Consider the following 17,215-nt stretch of genomic DNA (forward strand, 5'->3'; position numbering starts at 1 on the left):
CGGACTTGCAGGCGTTTGCTATCAAATATGTAGCGGTATGCCCTAGTGCTGATTGCGCTGGAGCCCGAAAAGGCAGAAAGCGCCGCCCGCTCGCCTGCACCGGCAGGCAAAGCAATGAGCTACCACCAGCGCTGAACCAGCAGGTACCCCGCAACGCCGGCCCCCAGCCAGACCCCCAGAACCAGAAACACCCCTGCTCGGCTGCGAGGCTTCTTGCCTTCCGTGCGCATCCATTCTTCCGCCTGGCTTCGGCAGGAAGCCAGCACGGGCGCGGGCAGCAGCTTCACCGTGAGCCAGATCAGCGCCGGCAGCAAGAGGACGTCGTCCACATAGCCCAGGACGGGGATGAAGTCCGGAATCAGGTCGATCGGGCTGAGCGCATAGGCCACGACGAACATGCCCAGGGCTTTCGCGTGCCACGGCGTGGCGGGGCTCTTGCAGGCGAACCAGAGCGTGACGCCGTCTCGCTTGATGCGCCAGGCCCAGGCCTTCAGGGTTTCGTGGACGGACATGGTGCGGGCAGGGGTTGGTAGACCGATTTTGCGGCAGAAGCCGCAGAGCGCCCGCGGCACGGAAAAGAGGGGCCAAGGCCCTGGCATCATCGCGCGCATGAATCGCCACTATCTGACCGCCGTCGCCGCCGTGGCGGCAGCGCTGCTGTTGCGCTACCTGCTCAATCCGGTGCTGGGGCAGCAGGGGCCGTACCTCATTTTGACGGTGCCGATCGTGGTGGCCGCGATCTATGGCGGGTTCGGCCCGGCACTGCTGGCCACGGTGCTGGGCACGTCGGTGGGCACGTACCTGTTCATCGAGCGCGGCGCTGGTTTGCGCGAGGTACTGCAGCCAGAGAACGTGGCCCGGCTTCTGCTTTTCCTGGCGATCGGCCTGGGCATCGGTCTGATGGGCGGGCAACTGCGGCGCTCGCGCGTGGCGCTGGCGGAAAAGATGCAGCAGCTCAAAGCCAGCAACCGTGCCAAGGACAACGCCATGGCCATCCTCGGCCATGAGATCCGCAACCCGCTGTCCGCCATCCATTCCGCGCAGGCGGTGCTGCAGCGCTCGCCCGGCGATGAAAAACGGGTGCTGCGGGCCAGCGAGATGATTGGCCGCCAGGTGGCGCAACTCACGCGCATGGCGGACGACCTGCTCGACCTGTTCGGGCTGATGCGCGCAAGCCCGCCGCCGAAGGTGCTGGTGGATCTGCAGCAGGTACTGCGACAGGCGCTCGAGCAGAGCGCGCCGCTGGTGGCCAAGAAGGGCCACCGGCTCGACGCCGATCTGGGCGATGCGCCCGTGGTGGTCACTGGCGATGCGGTGCGGCTGGTCCAGGTGTTCGCCAATCTGTTGACCAACGCCGCCAAGTACACCGATCCCGGTGGCGAGATCGCCCTGCAGGTGCAATGGCGCGGCGAGCGCCAGGTGGCGGTGGCGATCCGGGACAACGGCGTGGGCCTGCCTCCAGGCTCCGTGGCCGACTTGTTCGAGCCGTTCGTCCAGGCGCCGGGCGCCGCCTCGAATGCGGAAGGCGGGCTGGGCCTGGGACTGGTGATCGTGCGCAAGATCGTGCTGGCCCACGGGGGCGAGGTGGTGGCCGAGAGCCAGGGACTGGGCCTGGGCAGTGAGTTCACGGTGGTGCTCCCCCTGGCCCGCACGGGTGCCTGAAGGCGCCGCCGCCCGGCGCGGCAGCCCGCGCTGCACCAGGGTCAGGAGGCCGGGCGGATGCGTTCGAAGAGGCCTTCATAGCGCTCGACGAAACCGTTGGCATCCACCGTCAGGAGGGCTTCGAATCCCCTGAAAAGGCCCAGGTCCACATAGCGCAGCTGCCTCGGTCCGAGCCGGTCGTACCGCTGCCGCGACCGCGTGACGGTCCACTCCAGTGCGTCGATGAAGGCGGTTTCCAGGCGGAGGCTTTTGCCGGTGGACAGCGGCGTGCGCAGGATCGGGAAGGTGTTGCAGAAAGGGGTCGCGGACAGGTCGGGTTCTTCGGCGCCGTCCAGATCGGTGCGCGGCTTGCCGTCGACGGTCCAGCCGCTGCCGTTGCGTTCGAGCGCCAACCGCCGGTGGCCGTTGGCGTTCCAGCGCTCGACCTCGACCGACTGCGTGCGCCAGTCGGGTGTGATCCGCCAGCGATGGGTGAGCTGGAAGCCGCCGCCCTCCAGGCCGATCACCGTGGCGGATGCGGTGATGCCGTCGTGCGCGACGTGCAGCGCCAGCCGCTCCAGGCTGGCATTGGCCGTTCCGCGCCAGAACAAAACGGATGTGCCGGGTGCGGCACAAGCGGGTGCGGGAGTGGGGTCGGAAGCAGGGGCGATGGGCATGTGCGGGCTCCTTCAGGCGGCTGCACCGGCGAAGAAGCCGGGTCCGCTGTTTCGGTTCTGGTGCAGGATGGTGCGCAGATTCCATTAAGATGGAAACATATTCCACTTTACTGGACGGGGCGATGGTGGCATGAAAGGCAACAGGGCCGGCGGGCCGCTTTCGCAGGGCGTTCTGCCGATGCCGCCGGGTTGTTCCAAAGCGCTGAAGTCCGCCCGCCGTTCGGCATGTTTCCCATGAATCACACCCCCATCCCCGAGGTTCGACTGATCGACTGATCGACTGATCGACTGCGACGAGGCCGCCCATGCGGGCGCAATTCTCGACATTCTGAACGAGGCCATCGCTCATTCGACGGCCCTCTACGACTATGCGGCACGCCCGCCATCGGCGATGTCTGCCTGGTTCGCCACGAAGCGCGCGAACGGCTTTCCCGTGGTGGGAGCGGTCGACGCGCAAGGCGCGTTGATGGGTTTTGCCTCGTGGGGCACGTTCAGGGCGTTTCCGGCCTACAAGTACACGGTGGAGCACAGCGTCTACGTGCACAAGGACTGCCGTGGGCGCGGGTTGGGCGCGCTGCTGATGCGAACCCTGGTGGAGCGAGCCCGGGCCGCGGGCCTGCATGCGATGGTGGGCTGCATCGACGCGGCCAACGAGGGGAGCATCCGGCTGCACCGGCAATTGGGGTTCGTCCATACGGGCACGATGCCGCAGGTGGGGTTCAAGTTCGGCCGGTGGCTGGATGCGGCGTTCTACCAGCTCACGCTGGAGACGCCGCTCGATCCGGTGGACGGTTAGGCGGCGGACCGTTCGGTGCTGGTGAGAGGGCGCGCCGCGCCGCGCCGTCCTCAAGCCGCCGGAGCCGCGCGCGCTTCGCCGCAATCCGGGTATTGCCGCAGCCGCTCGATCAGCCATCGGCCCGCAGGCCCGGGCAGCGCGTCGCGCCGATAGACCGCTTTCATCTCCAGCATGGGATCGCCCTGCACGCCGGTCTCCACCTGGATGCGCACCAGCCGCCCGTCGCGCAGGTCGTCTTCCACCATGGGCCGGGGCATGTGCCCCCAGCCGAGGCCGGCGCGCAGGAAGGCGTGCTTGGCGCCGATGTCCGCCAGGCGCCACACGGTGTCGCCCAGCACGCCGAAGTCGCGGCCGGCGGTGAGGGGCGAGCGGTCGGTGAGGACGAGCTGAACATGGCCTTTCAGCTGCTGGCGCGTCAGCCGGCCCGGCTGCTGGGCCAGCGGCGATCCCGGGGCCGCCACGGTGACCATGGGCACGCCCATGAGCGGCACCTGTTCGAACTCGGGCGGAATGACGGGCAGCGAACCCATCACGCCCACGCGGCAGCGCCCGTCCAGCACCCATTGGGCCGCGGCGCCGAGTGCCTCCACCTGCAGTTGCAGCGTGGTGCCGGGAAAGGCGAGGGCAAAGGCGCCGATGGCGTCGGTCAGCGCCGCCATGGGGAACATGACATCGACCACGACCGACAGTTCGGGCTCCAGGCCGGCGGCCATCGAGCGTGCCTCGGCCTTGAGCGTGTCGGCCGCGCGAACGATGTCGCGGGCGCGGCCGGCCAGGGCCTGACCCTCCGGGGTGAGGGCGGGCAGTCGCGCCGCCCTGGTGAACAGCGTGACGCCGAGTTGCGCCTCCAGCCCGGCGATGGCCTGGCTGACGACCGACTGCGCCCGGCCGACGCGGCGGCCGGCGGCCGAGAAGCTGCCGGTTTCCACCGCGGCGACGAAGATGCGCAGGTGGTCCAGGGAGACGCCATCGAGCATGGTGATGTCCTCAATCCATCGTTAAAGCAGATGGATCATATTCAATCAAATAGGCTTCGCAGATGGAAGGCGCGTCTCTACATTGAGTGGGCAGCGGCGCCACGGCAAACCGGATGTGGCACCGGCGCAGATTTGTCCAGCACTTCTTTTTCAGGAGCACCCCACCATGTCCGCCTTGCTTTCCCCCTCCGCCCAGCGAACCATCGTGCGGCGCACCCGTGGCCGTGGACACGGTCCCATCACCCGGCTGATGAGCCCTGGCGACCTGGGCCAGGTGCTCAAGCCTTTCGTGTTTCTGGATCTGTTCCAGGGCGAATCGTCGTTTGCCGCTGGCATGCCCATTCACCCGCACTCGGGGCTGGCCACTGTCACGGTTGTGACCGAGGGCGACTTTCGCTTCGACGACGCGGTCTCGGGCGAGGGGGAATTGGCCTACGGCGGCGTGGAGTGGATGCGCTCCGGGGGCGGCGTGTGGCATGGCAAGGAGCTTTCACCAGGGCAGTCGCCGCGCATCGCGGGTTTCCAGCTATGGCTGGCCCTGCCGCCCGAACTGGAAAACGGCCCGGTGGACAGCCAGTACATCGAGGCCAAGGCCATGCCCGCCAGCGGCCCGGTCACGGTGATCCTAGGCGAATACGCCGGCCTTCGCAGCCCGGTGCGGGCACCGGAGGGCGTTCACTACCTGCTCGTCACGCTGCAGCCCGGCCAGGCATGGACGTATGCGCCGCCCCAGGGGCACGATGCGGCCTGGCTGGCGGTCAGCCACGGCCAACTGGTCGGTCCCAACGCGGTGGCCACGGGCGAGATGGCGGTGCTTGGCGCATCCGGCACGATCGAGCTGCAGGCCTCGCAGGAGCGCAGCGCGGTGTTCGTGATCGGGTCCGCCGAGCCGCATCCGCATGATCTGGTAACGGGCACGTATTCAGTGCACACCAGCCGGGCGGCCCTGGCGAAGGGGGAGGCAGGCATTCAGGCACTGGCCGAGCGCATGGCACTGCGCCCTGCGGGGCCGCAGCGGCGCACGGCGGTGTTCAGCGGCTGACGGCATCGCGCCGCCGGGCGAGCACGGTGGGCACGGGCCCGTTCAGTTCGCGCCGCCCACGCGCTGCAGTGCTTCCAGGTGCAGCAGTTCGATGCGCCGGTAGCGCAGGCCGATCAGGCCTTCCTGCGCCAGGGCGTTGAGTTCTTTCGACAGGGTCTGCCGCGTCACGCCGAGCATCATGGCCAGCGCCTCCTGCGGCACGGCCACGCTGGGCCGCAAGGTGGCGGACTGGGTGGCGTCGCCGCGCGCCAGGGCCAGCAGGCGGTGCACCACGCGCACGCGCAGCCCGCGCAGGGTGGCGTCTTCCATCATGCTGTACAGGCCCCGCACCCGTGAGGCGAGCAGGGTGGCCATGGCGTTGGCGAACACGGGGTCGGCCATCTGCGCGGCGAAGGCGGCGGGCGGCACCACCAGCAGATCGACCCCGGTGAGCGCGGTGGCGTCGTGCGTGCGCGGCGAGCCGTCGATGAGGGTGATCTCGCCGAACCAGTTGCCCGGCTCCAGCAGCACCAGGATGGCTTCGCGCCCGTCGTCGCGCAGCGTGGAGATCTTGAGGGTGCCGGCCAGCAGGCCGTAGAACCCGCTGCCGGCCGCGCCCACTGGGTCGCCCTGGCGAAACGGCATGGCGCCACGCTGCAGGTGCACCAGTTCCGCCGTGCCCAGCAGGCCATTGCGCTGCGCTGCGGGCAGGGCCGCGAACCAGGGATTGCCTTCCAGGGTGCGGCGTTGGGCGGGTGACAGCGGGGGCGTGTGGGGCATGCAGGGCGTTGTGCGGTCCGGCGCGGGCGGGTAAACCAAGGGGTCGAACTGTCAATTATTGGACAGTTGGCGGGGCAGGGCGCGCCTACAGTGGCCCGGTTCCCCCACGGAGACAACACGATGCAGACCCCAAAAAAGGCGACCTTCGTGCGCATGCAGGACAGCACGCGCGAAGACTGGCAGACCATCGGCGGCGAGTTCATGCAGTTCTCGCGCGGCCTGGCGGACCGGGTGGCGGCGCACCTGCGCATCCTGGAAGGCGACTACGGCGGCTTTCCGGTGGACCGCTATACCCATTCGCTGCAGACCGCCACCCGCGCGCTGCGCGATGGCCAGGACGAGGAATACGTGGTGTGCGCGCTGCTGCACGACATCGGCGACACGCTGGGCTCGTTCAACCACCCCGACATCGCGGCGGCCATCCTGCAGCCGTTCGTGAGCGAGGCCAACCACTGGATGGTCCAGCATCACGGCATCTTCCAGGGGCACTACTTCTTTCACCACATCGGGCTGGACCGCCACCTGCGCGACCAGTTCGCGGGGCACCCGCACTACCAGCAGACGGCCGAGTTTTGCGAGCGCTACGACAACCCGGCGTTCGACCCGCATGCCGAGACGCTGCCGCTCGACACCTTCATGCCGATGCTGCGGCGCGTGCTGGCCCAGCCGCGCCAGAGCCTCTACAAGGCAGCGCTGCAGCAGCCGCCGCAGCCGGCCGCGGCCTGACGGCTGCCGCCGCCCTCTGTCCCATGCACCCACCCCAAGGAATGTTCATGAATGCGATCACCCCGTCCGAAGTCCGGCAACTCGTCTCCGCCGAAGAGTGGCAGTTGCGCGTCGATCTGGCCGCCTGCTACCGCCTGGTGGCCCTGCACGGCTGGAGCGACCTGGTGTTCACCCACATCAGCGCGCGGGTGCCGGGGCCCGAGCACCACTTTCTCATCAACCCCTACGGCCTGATGTTCGACGAGATCACGGCGTCCAGCCTGGTCAAGGTGGATTCGCAATGCAACAAGGTGATCGACTCGCCCCACCCGGTGAACCCGGCGGGCTTCGTGATCCACAGCGCGGTGCATGCGGCGCGCGACGACATCCAGTGCGTGCTGCACACCCACACCCGCGCCGGCATCGCCGTGAGCGCGCAAAAGGACGGCGTGCTGCCCATCAGCCAGCAGTCGACCTTCGTGCTGGCCTCGCTGGCCTACCACGACTACGAAGGCGTGGCGATCCGCGACGACGAGAAGACCCGCCTGCAGGCCGATCTGGGCCGTGCCAACTTCCTCATGCTGCGCAACCACGGCCTGCTCACCTGCGGCAAGACGGTGGCGGATGCGTTCCTGGCCATGTACACGTTCGAATCCACCTGCCAGATCCAGATCGCCGCGCAGTCGGGCGGCGGGGAGCTGACGCGGGTGCACCCGCAGATCGTGCAGGGGGTGGGCCATGCGATGAAGGTGCAGACGGGCGGCCTGGGCGGGCAGTTCGTCTGGCCCGCTCTGATCCGCAAGCTCGACCGCACCGACCCGGGCTACCGCGACTGAGCGCGGCGGCCCCGATGGACAGCACCCTCATCGTCACGCGCTTTCTGTTCGGCGCGCTGGCACTCGTCATGTTCGGGCTCGGCCTCACCCTGCGGGTGGCCGACTTCCGGCGGCTGCTGCACAGCCCCAAGGCCGTGGGCATTGCGCTCGGCCTGCAGGTGATCGGCCTGCCGATCCTGTGCTACGCGATCATTCGCGCCTTCGGGTTGTCGCCGACGTTCGCCATCGGCCTCATGCTGCTGGCCGCGTCGCCGGGCGGCATCTCGGCCAACCTGTTTTCTCACTTGTTCGGCGGCAACGTGGCGATGAACATCTCGCTGACGGCGGTGAACACGCTGCTGTCCATCGTCACGCTGCCGATCATCGCCAACGCGGCCATCGCCCACTTCGCCCAGAGCGGGCAGGTGGTGCCGATCCAGACCGGCAAGCTCCTGGAGGTGATCGCCATCGTGCTGGTGCCGGTGGGGTTGGGCATGGCCGCGGCGGCCCGCTGGCCGGCCTTCGCGGCGCGCATGGAAAAGCCGGTGAAGGTCTTCAGCGCGCTGGTGCTGGCGGTGGTGTCCATCCTGTCCATCGCCAAGGAGTGGAGTTCGATCGCGAGCACCTTCGCCGAGATCGGGCCGGCGGTGCTGGTGTTCAACCTGGCGAGCCTGCTGTCCGGCTACTACCTGAGCCGCGCGGCCGGGCTGGACAAGCCGCTGGCCACCGCGGTGAGCTACGAGATCGGCATCCACAACTCGACGCTGGCTATCTTCATCGCCCTGAGCGTGCTGGGCAGCTACACGCTGGCGCTGCCCGCGGCCATCTACTCGGTGCTGATGTACATCACGGCGCCGCTGTTCGGCTGGCTGCTGCTTCGCCGTCCGGCGCCTGCGGTGCCGGCTCACAATTAGTGCGCCTGCGGTGCCGGCTCAGAGCTAGAGCGCCTGCGGTGCCCGTTTCACGCGAGGGTGCCGCTGCGCACACCACCCAGAACCATCTGCCCCCCGCGGGCCGCCGGCGCCGTGCCGGCCAGCCCGCGCTGCGGGCCTGGTCAGGCGCGCAGCAGGCGGGTGGAAGGCCGTGGCGAGACCTTGGGCGCCGGGGCCGGCGTGGGGTGGTGCTCGGCCGCAAGGGCGGCGGCCTCGCCCAGCTGGAACACGGCCAGCGCCTCGCGCAGCACGGCCACCTGCGAGGCCATGGCCGAGGTGGCGGCACTGGCTTCTTCCACCATGGCGGCGTTCTGCTGCGTCATCTCGTCCATCTGCGAGACGGCGCGGTTCACCTCTTCGATGCCGGCCGTCTGCTCCACGTTGGCCGAGGCGATGCCTTCCATCAGGCCCGAGATGCGGTGCACGGACTCGACCACTTCGCCCATGGTCTTGCCGGCTTTCTCGACCAGCTCGGAGCCGGCGTGGACCTCGTTGACCGATTCGCTGATGAGGGTCTTGATTTCCTTGGCGGCGGCCGCGCTGCGCTGGGCCAGCCCGCGCACCTCGGAGGCCACCACGGCGAAGCCCCGGCCCTGCTCGCCGGCGCGGGCGGCTTCCACCGCCGCGTTCAGCGCCAGGATGTTGGTCTGGAAGGCGATGCCGTCGATCACGCCGATGATCTCGTTGATCTTGCGCGAGCTGGCGCTGATGGAGCGCATGGTCTCCACCACCTGGTTGACCACCTGGCCGCCCTGCACGGCGGTCTGGGCGGTGCTGGAGACGTACTGCGCGGCCTGGCGGGCGTTGTCGGCGTTCTGGCGCACGGTGGCGGTCAGCTCTTCCATGCTGGAGGCGGTCTGCTGCAGCGAAGAGGCCTGCTGCTCGGTGCGGCGCGACAGGTCGCCGTTGCCCTGGGCGATCTCGCTGGCCGCATGGTCGATGGTGCTGGTGGCCTGCTGGATGCGGTGCAGGATGCTGGCGAGCCGGTCGCGCATGAAGCCGATGGCGTACATCAGGCTTTGTTCGTCGCGGGCGCGCAGCGGGATCTCCGCCTGCAGGTCGCCGTCGGCCATGCGCATCGCGGCGCCGGCGGCGGCGCGCGGCTCGCCGCCCACGGAGCGTTCGATGTCGCGCACCACCAGCCCGGTGAGGGCCGAGATCACCAGCCCCAGCAGGGCCAGCAAGCCGATCGCGCGGTACAGCGAGGCGCGGTAGGCCTGTTCGATGTCATCGACGTAGTCGCCGGCCACCAGGTCCCAGTTCCAGGGCTTGAAGCGCACCACGTAGCCGATCTTGGGGCTGGGGGCGTCGCTGCCCGGGCGCGGCCACCAGTATTCGAGGAACCCGCGGCCCTGCGCGCCGGCGGCGGCGATGTTCACGTAGAGCAGGTTGCCTTTGGCATCCTTGAAGGCGATCATGTTCTTGCCGTTCAGCTCGGGCTTGATGGGGTGCATCGCCATGATCGAGTCGGAGCCGATCACGGTGACGTAGCCGTCCTTGCCGTAGCGCTGGGAGGCGATGCGTGCCAGGGCGGCGCTGCGGGCTTCCTCCTGGCTCATCTTGCCGGCCTGGGCCTGCTTTTCGTAATCGCTGGCCACGGTCAGCGCCATGTCGGTGATGTCGGAGAGGGCCGATTGCCGGGCCTGGTACTGGATCTGCCGGGTCTGCCACGCGTTCACGAAGGTCAGTGCCAGCAGCCCCAGCAACGCGAGGACCAGCGGGAGCCAGAGCTTTTGCCGCAAGGTCAGTTTTTTCATGGAAGGGGTCCTTTCAGGAGGGCGTACGGAAGGCATTGGGATGGGTCGCAGTATGGCCGTGAACACCCCTCGTCTGGCAGTCGGGCTACCCCTTTCTGTCAGGTGTTCGCAACGGTTGGATACATATGCAAGTTACGTGCTCGATCCGCACCCCGCGGCCTGCCGCCCCATGAAAACGGGTTCCCTTTTTGCCCTTTTCCGCACCGCGCAATGGTGGCTCAGTGGATGGGCGCGGCCTCGGGGCTCAGTTCCCGGCCCAGCGTTTCGGGCAGGGCGAGCGCCGCCACGATCACCAGCCCGTAGCAGATGGCGGTGATCCAGCCGATCGTCTGGCCCAGCGGCAGCGTGTTGCTCAGCGTGCCGACCAGCGCCGGGCAGATGGCGCCGATGGCGCGGCCGAAGTTGTAGCAGAACCCCTGGCCCGAGCCCCGCACGTCGCTGGGGAACAGTTCTGACAAAAATGCGCCCATTCCGGAAAAGATGCCTGACAAAAAGAACCCCAGCGGAAAGCCCAGCACCAGCATCCACCCGTCCGTGATCGGGATCTGCGTGTACGCCAGCACCAGCGCCATGCCCATCGCCGCGAACAGGATGAAGCAGCGGCGCCGGCCGATCACGTCCGACAGCCACGCGCTGATGAGGTAGCCCACGAACGAGCCGGCGATGAGCACCAGCAGGTAGGTGCTGGTGCCCAGCACGGACAGGTGCCGCTCGGTCTTGAGGAAGGTCGGCAGCCAGGTGGTGACCGAGTAGTAGGCGCCCTGCATGCCGGTGGCCAGCAGGCTGGCCAGCACCGTGGTGCGCAGCAGCGAGGGGTGGAAGATGCGCAGGAAGCTGCCCTGCGTGCCGGCGGCGCGGGCACGGGCCTGGGCCGCCAGGTACACCGGCGGCTCCTGGATGTTGCGGCGGATGTAGATGATGAGCACGGCGGGCACGATGCCGATCCAGAACAGCACCTTCCAGGCGATCTCCGGCGGCAGCACCGAATAGACGCCCCAGAACGCCAGCGCCGAAGCGGCCCAGCCCACGGCCCAGCTGCTTTGCACCAGCCCGGCCGCCTTGCCGCGGTGCTTGGCCGAGATGGTTTCCGCGATCAGCACCGAGCCCACCGCCCATTCGCCGCCGAAGCCGAAGCCCTGCATGGCGCGGGTGAAGAACAGCTGGCCGAACGATTCGGTGAAGCCGCTCAGGAAGGTGAACAGCGTGAACCACAGCACTGTCCACTGCAGCACCCGCACGCGGCCGTAGCGGTCGGCCAGCACGCCCGCGGCCCAGCCCCCAATGGCGGAGGTGAGCAGCGCGCCGGTGGCGATGTAGCCGGCTTCCGCCTTGGACATGTTCCACGCGGCCAGCAGCGTGGGGATGAGGAAGGTGTAGATCATGTAGTCGAAGCCATCGACGCCATAGCCTGCGAAGGTGGCGGCCAGGGTGCGCCGCTCGGTGGGGGAGGTGTGCCGGAGCCACATGGTGCGAAGTCTTTCTTGGAAGGGGGGGCAGGAAGGGCGGCGTCAGGCGGTCACCAGATCGCGGTTGAGCAGATCGGTGACCAGCATGTGCCCCGGCGCGTGGGTGATGCAGAAGGCGGGGCGGGCCGCCGCGATGGCGGCCTGGGGCGTCACGCCGCAGGCCCAGAACACCGGCAACTCATGCGGCTGCACGGCCACGGCGTCTCCGTAGTCGGGCCGGGACAGATCGTGGATGCCGATGAGCGCCGGGTCGCCCAGGTGCACGGGGGCGCCGTGCACCTGCGGCATGCGCGAGGTGATCTGGATGGCGCGGATCGCGTCCGCGGCGGCCATGGGGCGCATGGAAACGACCAGCGGCCCGCGGAACGCGCCGCTGGGCTCGGTGGCGCGGTCGGTGCGGTACATGGACACGTTGCGGCCCTGCTCCACATGCCGCAGGCGAATGCCATCGGCCAGCAGCGCATGCTCGAACGAGAACGAGCAGCCGATGGCGAAGGTCACGAGGTCGTCGCGCCAGTGCTGGAAGAGGTCGGTGGGCGTGTCCACCTGCACGCCGTCGCGCCACACGGCATAGCGGGGCAGGTCGGTGCGGATGTCGATGTCCGCGCCCAGCGCGGGCAAGGCGGGCGAGCCGGGCTCGCTGACCGCCAGCACCGGGCAGGCGCGCGGGTTGCGCTCGCAGTAGCGTTGGAACTCGGTGGCCAGCGCCTGGGGCAGGATGGCCAGATTGACCTGCACGTAGTCGCTGGCCAGGCCGCTCGTGTGGTCGGACAGGTGCCCGGCGCGGGCGGCCGCGCGCACGTCTCGGGCGGTGGACCGGGCGGTCAGCCCGGCGGCGGCGCCGGGGGAAAGAACAGGGGATGGCATCGTCGTGAAAGCCCTGGAATGCGGGCCTGCGGTGGTGGCAATGCCGCGAATTCTGAAAGCCGCACGACGGCGAATCCAACGCAAAATTTTGCGTTCACGTCATCGAAAAAATCGATGGTGACCACTGAATTTTCAATATTGCGAAAAGCATGCCAATGCCATCCGGGCTTTCCCGGGGGCGCGTGCACTGCGACGGTGCGGTCAGCGCGGCGTGCGCTTTTTTCGGGCAGTCTGGGTCTGGGCCACGTACGCCTGGGCCGATTCCAGCACCGATTCGGTGATTCCCGAGCCAGGGTCTTCGCGGTAGCTGGCGTGGATGGGCAGGGCGGTGAGCGCGCACGAGGCCCGCAAGATGTGCAGCGGCATGCGGTGCGACAGCCGCTGCGTCACGGCGCGCGGCAGCACCGCGATGCCGAATCCCGCTTCCACGAGCTGAAGCATGGCTGAAATCGACGAGATGGCGTGCATGCGCGGCACGGCCACGCCCGATTCCTGGAACAGCTGGAGCAGGCTCTGGTGCGGGTGCGAGCCCTTTTGGAAGGTGATGAGGTCGTGCTGCGCCAGCCGCTGCAGGTCGTACCGCCCCGCGGAGTGCAGAGTGCGGTGCCCGACGAACACCAGCTCCAGCGGCGGCATGGTCCGTGTGCGCACCGCGGTGTCGGTGGCGGGCAGGGAGGTGAACACCAGGTCCTGCGCCCCGCGCCGCACCTGGTCCACCAGCACGGGCGAGGTTTCCACGGTCAGCTCCAGCTCGAAGTCGGGGCGGGTCTTGCGCATCTCCTGCAGCCAGCCGGTGAGCCAGCTGTGCACGACCGATTCGATGGCCCCGATGCGCAGCGCCACTGGCGCGTGCGGGCTGGTGCCCAGTTCTTCCTTCACCTGCCGCTGCAGCTCCAGAAGGCGAACGGCCAGCAGCTGAAAGCGCTGCCCCGCGGCGGTGAGGCGGAACAGACGCTCGCGCCGGTCCAGCAGGATCACGCCCAGTTCCTCTTCCAGCGCGGCGATGCGGCTGGACAGGGCGGACTGCGTGATGTGCAGTTTTTCGGCCGCCCGCGTGATGCTCTTGAGCGAGGCGGCCCAGTGGAAGGCTTCGACAAACCGCAGGTTCATGGGCGCGATTGTCGCCGCGCGGCGGGGGTCAGCCTGCGGCGGCCACGCCCCGGCAGGTGGCGAACATGTCCTTCGACGCCTCGTAAACGCTGGTCTGCACGTCCATCAGCCCGAGGATGGAGTGAAAGTAGTTGTCGTGCGACAGGCGCCGCTCGCCCAGGTCCTTTTGCAGGCAGGCGGTGGCCGTGCGGGTGCGCGACTGCATGGCGGGCGACAGCCAGGTGATCCACGGCACATGCTTTTGCACATCGGGCGCGATGGCGTAGGGCATGCCGTGCAGGTAGATGTTGTTCTCGCCCAGCGACTCGCCGTGGTCGGCCACGTACATCATCGCGGTCTGCGCGGTGCCCGACTGCGCGGCCAGCCACTGGATGGTGGCATTGAGGAAATGGTCGGTGGACACGATGCTGTTGTCGTACGCGTTGACCACTTCCTGGCGCTGGCATTCCTGCAGCGCCGAGGTCCGGCATTCGGGCTGGAAGGGCTTTTGCGAAGGCAGCGACCGCTTGAAATACGCCGGGCCGTGGCTGCCCATCTGATGCAGCACCACCACGGTCCCGCGCGCCCGCTGATCGGCCGGCAGCGCCGCGATGCGGGCGTCCAGGCCCTTGAGCATCACGTCGTCCAGGCATTCCTTGCCGTCCGCGCACCAATGGGGGTCGTCGGGCTTGGCCGAGGTGCTGGCCTCGGCCACGCGGTCGCACACGCCCTTGCAGCCCGACTGGTTGTCCACCCACAGCACGGCCAGGCCGGCATGCTGCAGCACGTCCAGCAGCCCCTCGGAGCGGATGTGGCTAGCCTCGTAGGCGGTGCGCCCCAGGTTGGAGAACATGCAGGGCACGGAGGCCGCCGTGCTGGTGCCGCAGGACCAGGCGTTGCGGGCACTGGCGAGGTCGTTGCGCGCGGACAGCTCGGGCGTCGTCGGGCGGCCGTAGCCGTTGAGGCCGAAATTGCCGCTGCGCCCGGTCTCGCCCAGCACCAGCACCAGCAGCGGCGGTTGGCCCTGGCCGGCATAGGACGCCCCCAGCCTGGCATCGCGCCCCAGTGGCATCAGCGGGCCGGCATCCCGGCGCAGGGGGCGCGCAGCGGCATTGCCCACGGCATAGATGCTGTTCAGGGGGTTGATCAGGTAGCGCAGCTGCGTGTGGTTGCGCATGGCGGAGGAAAAATCCTGGAACACCAGGAAGACCGAGCCGGCGGCCAGTGCGATCGAGCCCAGCAGCAGCAGGCCGTGGAACGCGATCTGCCGGGCAACGCCGAGCGGTTTCACCCGGGTGCGTGCCAGCCACCACAGGGGCGGCCCTGCCAGCGCCACGATCGTGAGCGGCATGCGCCAGTCGAGCAGGTCGGCGGCTTCGCGCGGATCGGTCTGCAGCACGTTGGTGACCATGCCGGTGTCGATCACGATGCCGTAAGCCATCATGAAATACGTGCCGAACGCGGCTGCCAGCACGGCCATGCCGAGCACCGGCTTGAGCAGCCGCCCCCAGGCCAGCAGCCCGAGCACGGCGGCATTGGCCGCCGCCACGGCCACCATGAACATGAGCAGGAAGCCCCAGGCGCGCAACGCCCCCGATTCGTGCAGGCCCAGCACGATCTTCCACAGGTGCACGTTGCAGACGGTGGCCAGCCAGAGGCTGACCAATCCGATCACCGCAGCGGGATGCCATGGCCGCCGGGCGGGGGCGAAGGCGGGTTCGGATTCGGTGCGGGCGGCGGTAATAACCCGCAACGGTGGCTGCAAGATGTCAGGCATGGCGCGGATTCTTTTCCGCGTGCCTTAAGTCAAGATTAAGAGCCTCCTGTCGTTGCGGGCCCCCGTCGCCAGCGGATCAGGCGGCGGTGTTTCCGGCGCTCAGAACGCCGGCGTGGTGCGCCAGATGGTCCTCGATGAAGGTCTGGATGAAGTAGTAGCCGTGGTCGTACCCCTCGTGGCGACGCAGGGTGAGCGGCTGGCCGATGGCCTCGCATGCGGCTTCGAAGCGCTCGGGGTAAAGCTGCTCGGCGAGGAATTTGTCGCCCAGCCCCTGGTCGATCAGGATGCCGGCCGGGTAGGGGGCCAGCGGCTGGTTTTCCATGAGCACCGTGGCGTCATGCTCGCCCCACGCCGTGCGGTCCGCGCCCAGATAGCCGGTGAACGCCCGCTCTCCCCAGGGGCACTGCGTGGGCGCGCAGATCGGCGCCAGGGCCGAGAGCGACCGGAAGCGGCCGGGATGGCGCAGCGCCAGCGTCAGCGCGCCATGGCCGCCCATGGAGTGGCCGAAGACGCCCAGGCGGTCCAGGTCGATCGGCAGGTGCCGGCCCAGCAGGGGCAGCAGTTCCTGCACCAGGTAGCTTTCCATGCGCCAGTGCGTGCGCCAGGGCGCTTGGGTCGCATCGAGGTAAAAGCCCGCGCCGATGCCGAAATCCCAACGGGCCGTGGCGTCCGGCAAGGACTCCACCGCGGCGCCGCGGGGGCTGGTGTCGGGCGCGATCAGTGCCAGGCCCAGCTCCGAGGCCCGGCGTTGCGCGCCGGCCTTGACCATGAAGGTCTCTTCGTTGCACGTCAGCCCCGCCAGGTACAGCACCGCGGGCACCGGGCCGTGGGCGGCCTGCGGCGGCAGGTACACCGAGAACTTCATCGGCAGGCCGATCTCGGTGGAGTCATGTTGGTAAAAGCGCTGGGTGCCGCCGAAGCTGCGGTGTTCCGACAGGGTCTGGAGGGGATGGGTCATGGCGTGGGAAGTGAATAAGAAGGCGTGGCACGGACCAGTTCGAGCACCGCATCGGCAAAGGCTTCGGGGGCCTCCTGCGGCAGGTTGTGGCCGGCGCCGGGCACCCAGCGGTGCGTGCGCAGGCCGCTGAACTTCGCGGCATGGGCCGAGGCATCGGCCGGCGGGCGAACCCCGTCGTCCACGCCGTCGAAGGTGATGGCCGGCACGCGGATGGCCGGCTGCGCCGCCAGGCGCGATTCGATCCCGGCGTACGCCGGATCGCCCGTGACCAGGCCGAAGCGGTGGCGATACGAGTGGATCACCACGTCCACGAAGTCGGGGTTGTCGAACGCGGCGGCGCTGCGCTCGAAGGTGGCCTCGTCGAACGTCCAGGTCGGTGACCACGACTGCCACAGCAGGCGGGTGAGGGCCCGCCGGTCGTTCGCCAGGCCGGCCGCGCCCCGTGCGCTGTGAAAGTAGTACTGGTACCACAGGCGCTGTTCGTTGGCCGGCGTGTCGGGCGCCATGGCCCGGCCGATGTCCTGGATGTTGTAGCTGTTGAGCGAAACCAGCCCCGCGCACCGCTCGGGCCACAGCGCCGCGACCACGCAGGCCGCGCGCCCGCCCCAGTCGTAGCCGGCGAGCACCGCGCGCTCGATCGCCAGCGCATCGAGCAGCGCCAGCAGGTCCGCGCCCAATGCCGCCTGCTCGCCCGAGCGGGGCGTGGCCGTGCTCAGGAACCGCGTGGGCCCGTACCCCCGCAGGAACGGCACCACCACCCGGCACCCTTGCGCAGCCAGCCGCGGCGCGACCTCGGCATAGGCATGGATGTCGTAGGGAAAGCCGTGCAGCAGCACGACGGGCGGCCCCCCGGCGGGGCCCGCCTCGAAATACGCGACGTCGAGCACGCCGGCCTCGATCCGGCGCAGGGGTTCCATGCGGTCCATGGCGGGCACCATCGGGGTCTGTCGCGGGGCG

General features: G+C 68.9%; 17 protein-coding genes. 6 read left to right on the forward strand and 11 right to left on the reverse strand.

Annotated features, from left to right (window positions below; genetic code table 11):
- Positions 1 to 119: 119 nt before the first annotated feature.
- On the reverse strand, positions 120 to 512 hold the full coding sequence (locus tag R1Z03_RS07430) for a YkvA family protein (RefSeq protein WP_284426678.1): 393 nt from the start codon (positions 510 to 512) through the stop codon (positions 120 to 122).
- Positions 513 to 609: 97 nt separating this feature from the next.
- On the opposite strand from R1Z03_RS07430, the gene R1Z03_RS07435 reads away from it, so the two are divergent.
- Positions 610 to 1,662 carry a HAMP domain-containing sensor histidine kinase gene (locus R1Z03_RS07435; RefSeq protein WP_317358289.1) on the forward strand — a complete coding sequence of 351 codons (1,053 nt, stop codon included), beginning with the start codon at positions 610 to 612 and terminating at the stop codon, positions 1,660 to 1,662.
- Positions 1,663 to 1,703: 41 nt separating this feature from the next.
- On the opposite strand, the gene R1Z03_RS07440 is transcribed toward R1Z03_RS07435, so the two are convergent.
- On the reverse strand, positions 1,704 to 2,318 hold the full coding sequence (locus R1Z03_RS07440) for a putative glycolipid-binding domain-containing protein (RefSeq protein ID WP_317358292.1): 615 nt from the start codon (positions 2,316 to 2,318) through the stop codon (positions 1,704 to 1,706).
- A 280-nt stretch (positions 2,319 to 2,598) separates the two neighbouring features.
- Between R1Z03_RS07440 and R1Z03_RS07445 the strand changes: the two genes are divergently transcribed.
- Positions 2,599 to 3,114: an N-acetyltransferase family protein gene (locus R1Z03_RS07445; RefSeq protein WP_317360278.1), complete on the forward strand. Its 516-nt coding sequence runs from the start codon at positions 2,599 to 2,601 to the stop codon at positions 3,112 to 3,114.
- Between the two features lie 50 nt (positions 3,115 to 3,164).
- Here R1Z03_RS07445 and R1Z03_RS07450 read toward each other — a convergent pair whose 3' ends face one another.
- Complete coding sequence (locus R1Z03_RS07450; RefSeq protein ID WP_317358295.1) at positions 3,165 to 4,091, reverse strand: LysR family transcriptional regulator; 927 nt, start codon at positions 4,089 to 4,091, stop codon at positions 3,165 to 3,167.
- A 166-nt stretch (positions 4,092 to 4,257) separates the two neighbouring features.
- Here R1Z03_RS07450 and R1Z03_RS07455 point away from each other — a divergent pair, with 166 nt between their 5' ends.
- Positions 4,258 to 5,133: a pirin family protein gene (locus R1Z03_RS07455; RefSeq protein WP_317358297.1), complete on the forward strand. Its 876-nt coding sequence runs from the start codon at positions 4,258 to 4,260 to the stop codon at positions 5,131 to 5,133.
- A gap of 42 nt (positions 5,134 to 5,175) precedes the next feature.
- Here the strand turns inward: R1Z03_RS07455 and R1Z03_RS07460 are convergent, their stop codons facing one another.
- Complete coding sequence (locus tag R1Z03_RS07460) at positions 5,176 to 5,892, reverse strand: Crp/Fnr family transcriptional regulator (protein WP_317358300.1); 717 nt, start codon at positions 5,890 to 5,892, stop codon at positions 5,176 to 5,178.
- 120 nt (positions 5,893 to 6,012) lie between these two features.
- Here R1Z03_RS07460 and R1Z03_RS07465 point away from each other — a divergent pair, with 120 nt between their 5' ends.
- The 3 genes from R1Z03_RS07465 to R1Z03_RS07475 are packed head-to-tail and all read left to right on the forward strand — an operon-like array spanning position 6,013 to position 8,326.
- A complete protein-coding gene (locus R1Z03_RS07465; protein ID WP_317358303.1) occupies positions 6,013 to 6,618 on the forward strand; it encodes an HD domain-containing protein in 606 nt (201 codons plus the stop codon).
- Between the two features lie 47 nt (positions 6,619 to 6,665).
- Positions 6,666 to 7,433 carry a class II aldolase/adducin family protein gene (locus tag R1Z03_RS07470; protein ID WP_317358306.1) on the forward strand — a complete coding sequence of 256 codons (768 nt, stop codon included), beginning with the start codon at positions 6,666 to 6,668 and terminating at the stop codon, positions 7,431 to 7,433.
- Between the two features lie 14 nt (positions 7,434 to 7,447).
- Positions 7,448 to 8,326 carry a bile acid:sodium symporter family protein gene (locus R1Z03_RS07475; RefSeq protein ID WP_317358308.1) on the forward strand — a complete coding sequence of 293 codons (879 nt, stop codon included), beginning with the start codon at positions 7,448 to 7,450 and terminating at the stop codon, positions 8,324 to 8,326.
- Positions 8,327 to 8,466: 140 nt separating this feature from the next.
- On the opposite strand, the gene R1Z03_RS07480 is transcribed toward R1Z03_RS07475, so the two are convergent.
- From R1Z03_RS07480 to R1Z03_RS07510, 7 genes are all read right to left on the reverse strand, one after another.
- Entirely contained in the window at positions 8,467 to 10,101 is a 1,635-nt protein-coding gene (locus tag R1Z03_RS07480) for a methyl-accepting chemotaxis protein (RefSeq protein ID WP_284431463.1), read from the reverse strand.
- A 218-nt stretch (positions 10,102 to 10,319) separates the two neighbouring features.
- Positions 10,320 to 11,567, reverse strand: a complete 1,248-nt coding sequence (locus tag R1Z03_RS07485; RefSeq protein ID WP_317358311.1) for an MFS transporter — start codon at positions 11,565 to 11,567, stop codon at positions 10,320 to 10,322.
- Between the two features lie 42 nt (positions 11,568 to 11,609).
- The gene (locus R1Z03_RS07490; protein ID WP_317358314.1) at positions 11,610 to 12,434 is read right to left on the reverse strand and encodes a putative hydro-lyase; all 825 of its coding nucleotides are present in this window, start codon (positions 12,432 to 12,434) and stop codon (positions 11,610 to 11,612) included.
- A 201-nt stretch (positions 12,435 to 12,635) separates the two neighbouring features.
- On the reverse strand, positions 12,636 to 13,544 hold the full coding sequence (locus R1Z03_RS07495) for a LysR family transcriptional regulator (RefSeq protein ID WP_317358316.1): 909 nt from the start codon (positions 13,542 to 13,544) through the stop codon (positions 12,636 to 12,638).
- A gap of 28 nt (positions 13,545 to 13,572) precedes the next feature.
- A complete protein-coding gene (locus tag R1Z03_RS07500) occupies positions 13,573 to 15,300 on the reverse strand; it encodes a phosphoethanolamine--lipid A transferase (RefSeq protein ID WP_317358318.1) in 1,728 nt (575 codons plus the stop codon).
- A 76-nt stretch (positions 15,301 to 15,376) separates the two neighbouring features.
- A complete protein-coding gene (gene fghA, locus R1Z03_RS07505; protein ID WP_317358321.1) occupies positions 15,377 to 16,258 on the reverse strand; it encodes an S-formylglutathione hydrolase in 882 nt (293 codons plus the stop codon).
- A complete protein-coding gene (locus R1Z03_RS07510) occupies positions 16,255 to 17,184 on the reverse strand; it encodes an alpha/beta hydrolase (protein ID WP_317358325.1) in 930 nt (309 codons plus the stop codon). The genes fghA and R1Z03_RS07510 overlap by 4 nt, the downstream gene beginning before the upstream one ends.
- Positions 17,185 to 17,215 lie beyond the last annotated feature (31 nt).

Origin of the sequence: Acidovorax sp. BLS4 (assembly GCF_032929295.1) — a bacterium.
Classification (GTDB): domain Bacteria; phylum Pseudomonadota; class Gammaproteobacteria; order Burkholderiales; family Burkholderiaceae_C; genus Paracidovorax.

What these genes read in the sequence shown, in the direction of transcription:
- R1Z03_RS07465 (WP_317358303.1), top strand. Translation starts at nt 6,013, where the DNA reads ATGCAGACCCCAAAAAAGGCGACCTTCGTGCGCATGCAGGACAGCACG.
- R1Z03_RS07440 (WP_317358292.1), bottom strand. Translation starts at nt 2,318, where the DNA reads ATGCCCATCGCCCCTGCTTCCGACCCCACTCCCGCACCCGCTTGTGCC.
- R1Z03_RS07485 (WP_317358311.1), bottom strand. Translation starts at nt 11,567, where the DNA reads ATGTGGCTCCGGCACACCTCCCCCACCGAGCGGCGCACCCTGGCCGCC.
- R1Z03_RS07430 (WP_284426678.1), bottom strand. Translation starts at nt 512, where the DNA reads ATGTCCGTCCACGAAACCCTGAAGGCCTGGGCCTGGCGCATCAAGCGA.
- R1Z03_RS07455 (WP_317358297.1), top strand. Translation starts at nt 4,258, where the DNA reads ATGTCCGCCTTGCTTTCCCCCTCCGCCCAGCGAACCATCGTGCGGCGC.
- R1Z03_RS07495 (WP_317358316.1), bottom strand. Translation starts at nt 13,544, where the DNA reads ATGAACCTGCGGTTTGTCGAAGCCTTCCACTGGGCCGCCTCGCTCAAG.
- R1Z03_RS07435 (WP_317358289.1), top strand. Translation starts at nt 610, where the DNA reads ATGAATCGCCACTATCTGACCGCCGTCGCCGCCGTGGCGGCAGCGCTG.
- R1Z03_RS07460 (WP_317358300.1), bottom strand. Translation starts at nt 5,892, where the DNA reads ATGCCCCACACGCCCCCGCTGTCACCCGCCCAACGCCGCACCCTGGAA.
- R1Z03_RS07480 (WP_284431463.1), bottom strand. Translation starts at nt 10,101, where the DNA reads ATGAAAAAACTGACCTTGCGGCAAAAGCTCTGGCTCCCGCTGGTCCTC.
- fghA (WP_317358321.1), bottom strand. Translation starts at nt 16,258, where the DNA reads ATGACCCATCCCCTCCAGACCCTGTCGGAACACCGCAGCTTCGGCGGC.
- R1Z03_RS07510 (WP_317358325.1), bottom strand. Translation starts at nt 17,184, where the DNA reads ATGGACCGCATGGAACCCCTGCGCCGGATCGAGGCCGGCGTGCTCGAC.
- R1Z03_RS07490 (WP_317358314.1), bottom strand. Translation starts at nt 12,434, where the DNA reads ATGCCATCCCCTGTTCTTTCCCCCGGCGCCGCCGCCGGGCTGACCGCC.
- R1Z03_RS07475 (WP_317358308.1), top strand. Translation starts at nt 7,448, where the DNA reads ATGGACAGCACCCTCATCGTCACGCGCTTTCTGTTCGGCGCGCTGGCA.
- R1Z03_RS07470 (WP_317358306.1), top strand. Translation starts at nt 6,666, where the DNA reads ATGAATGCGATCACCCCGTCCGAAGTCCGGCAACTCGTCTCCGCCGAA.
- R1Z03_RS07500 (WP_317358318.1), bottom strand. Translation starts at nt 15,300, where the DNA reads ATGCCTGACATCTTGCAGCCACCGTTGCGGGTTATTACCGCCGCCCGC.
- R1Z03_RS07450 (WP_317358295.1), bottom strand. Translation starts at nt 4,091, where the DNA reads ATGCTCGATGGCGTCTCCCTGGACCACCTGCGCATCTTCGTCGCCGCG.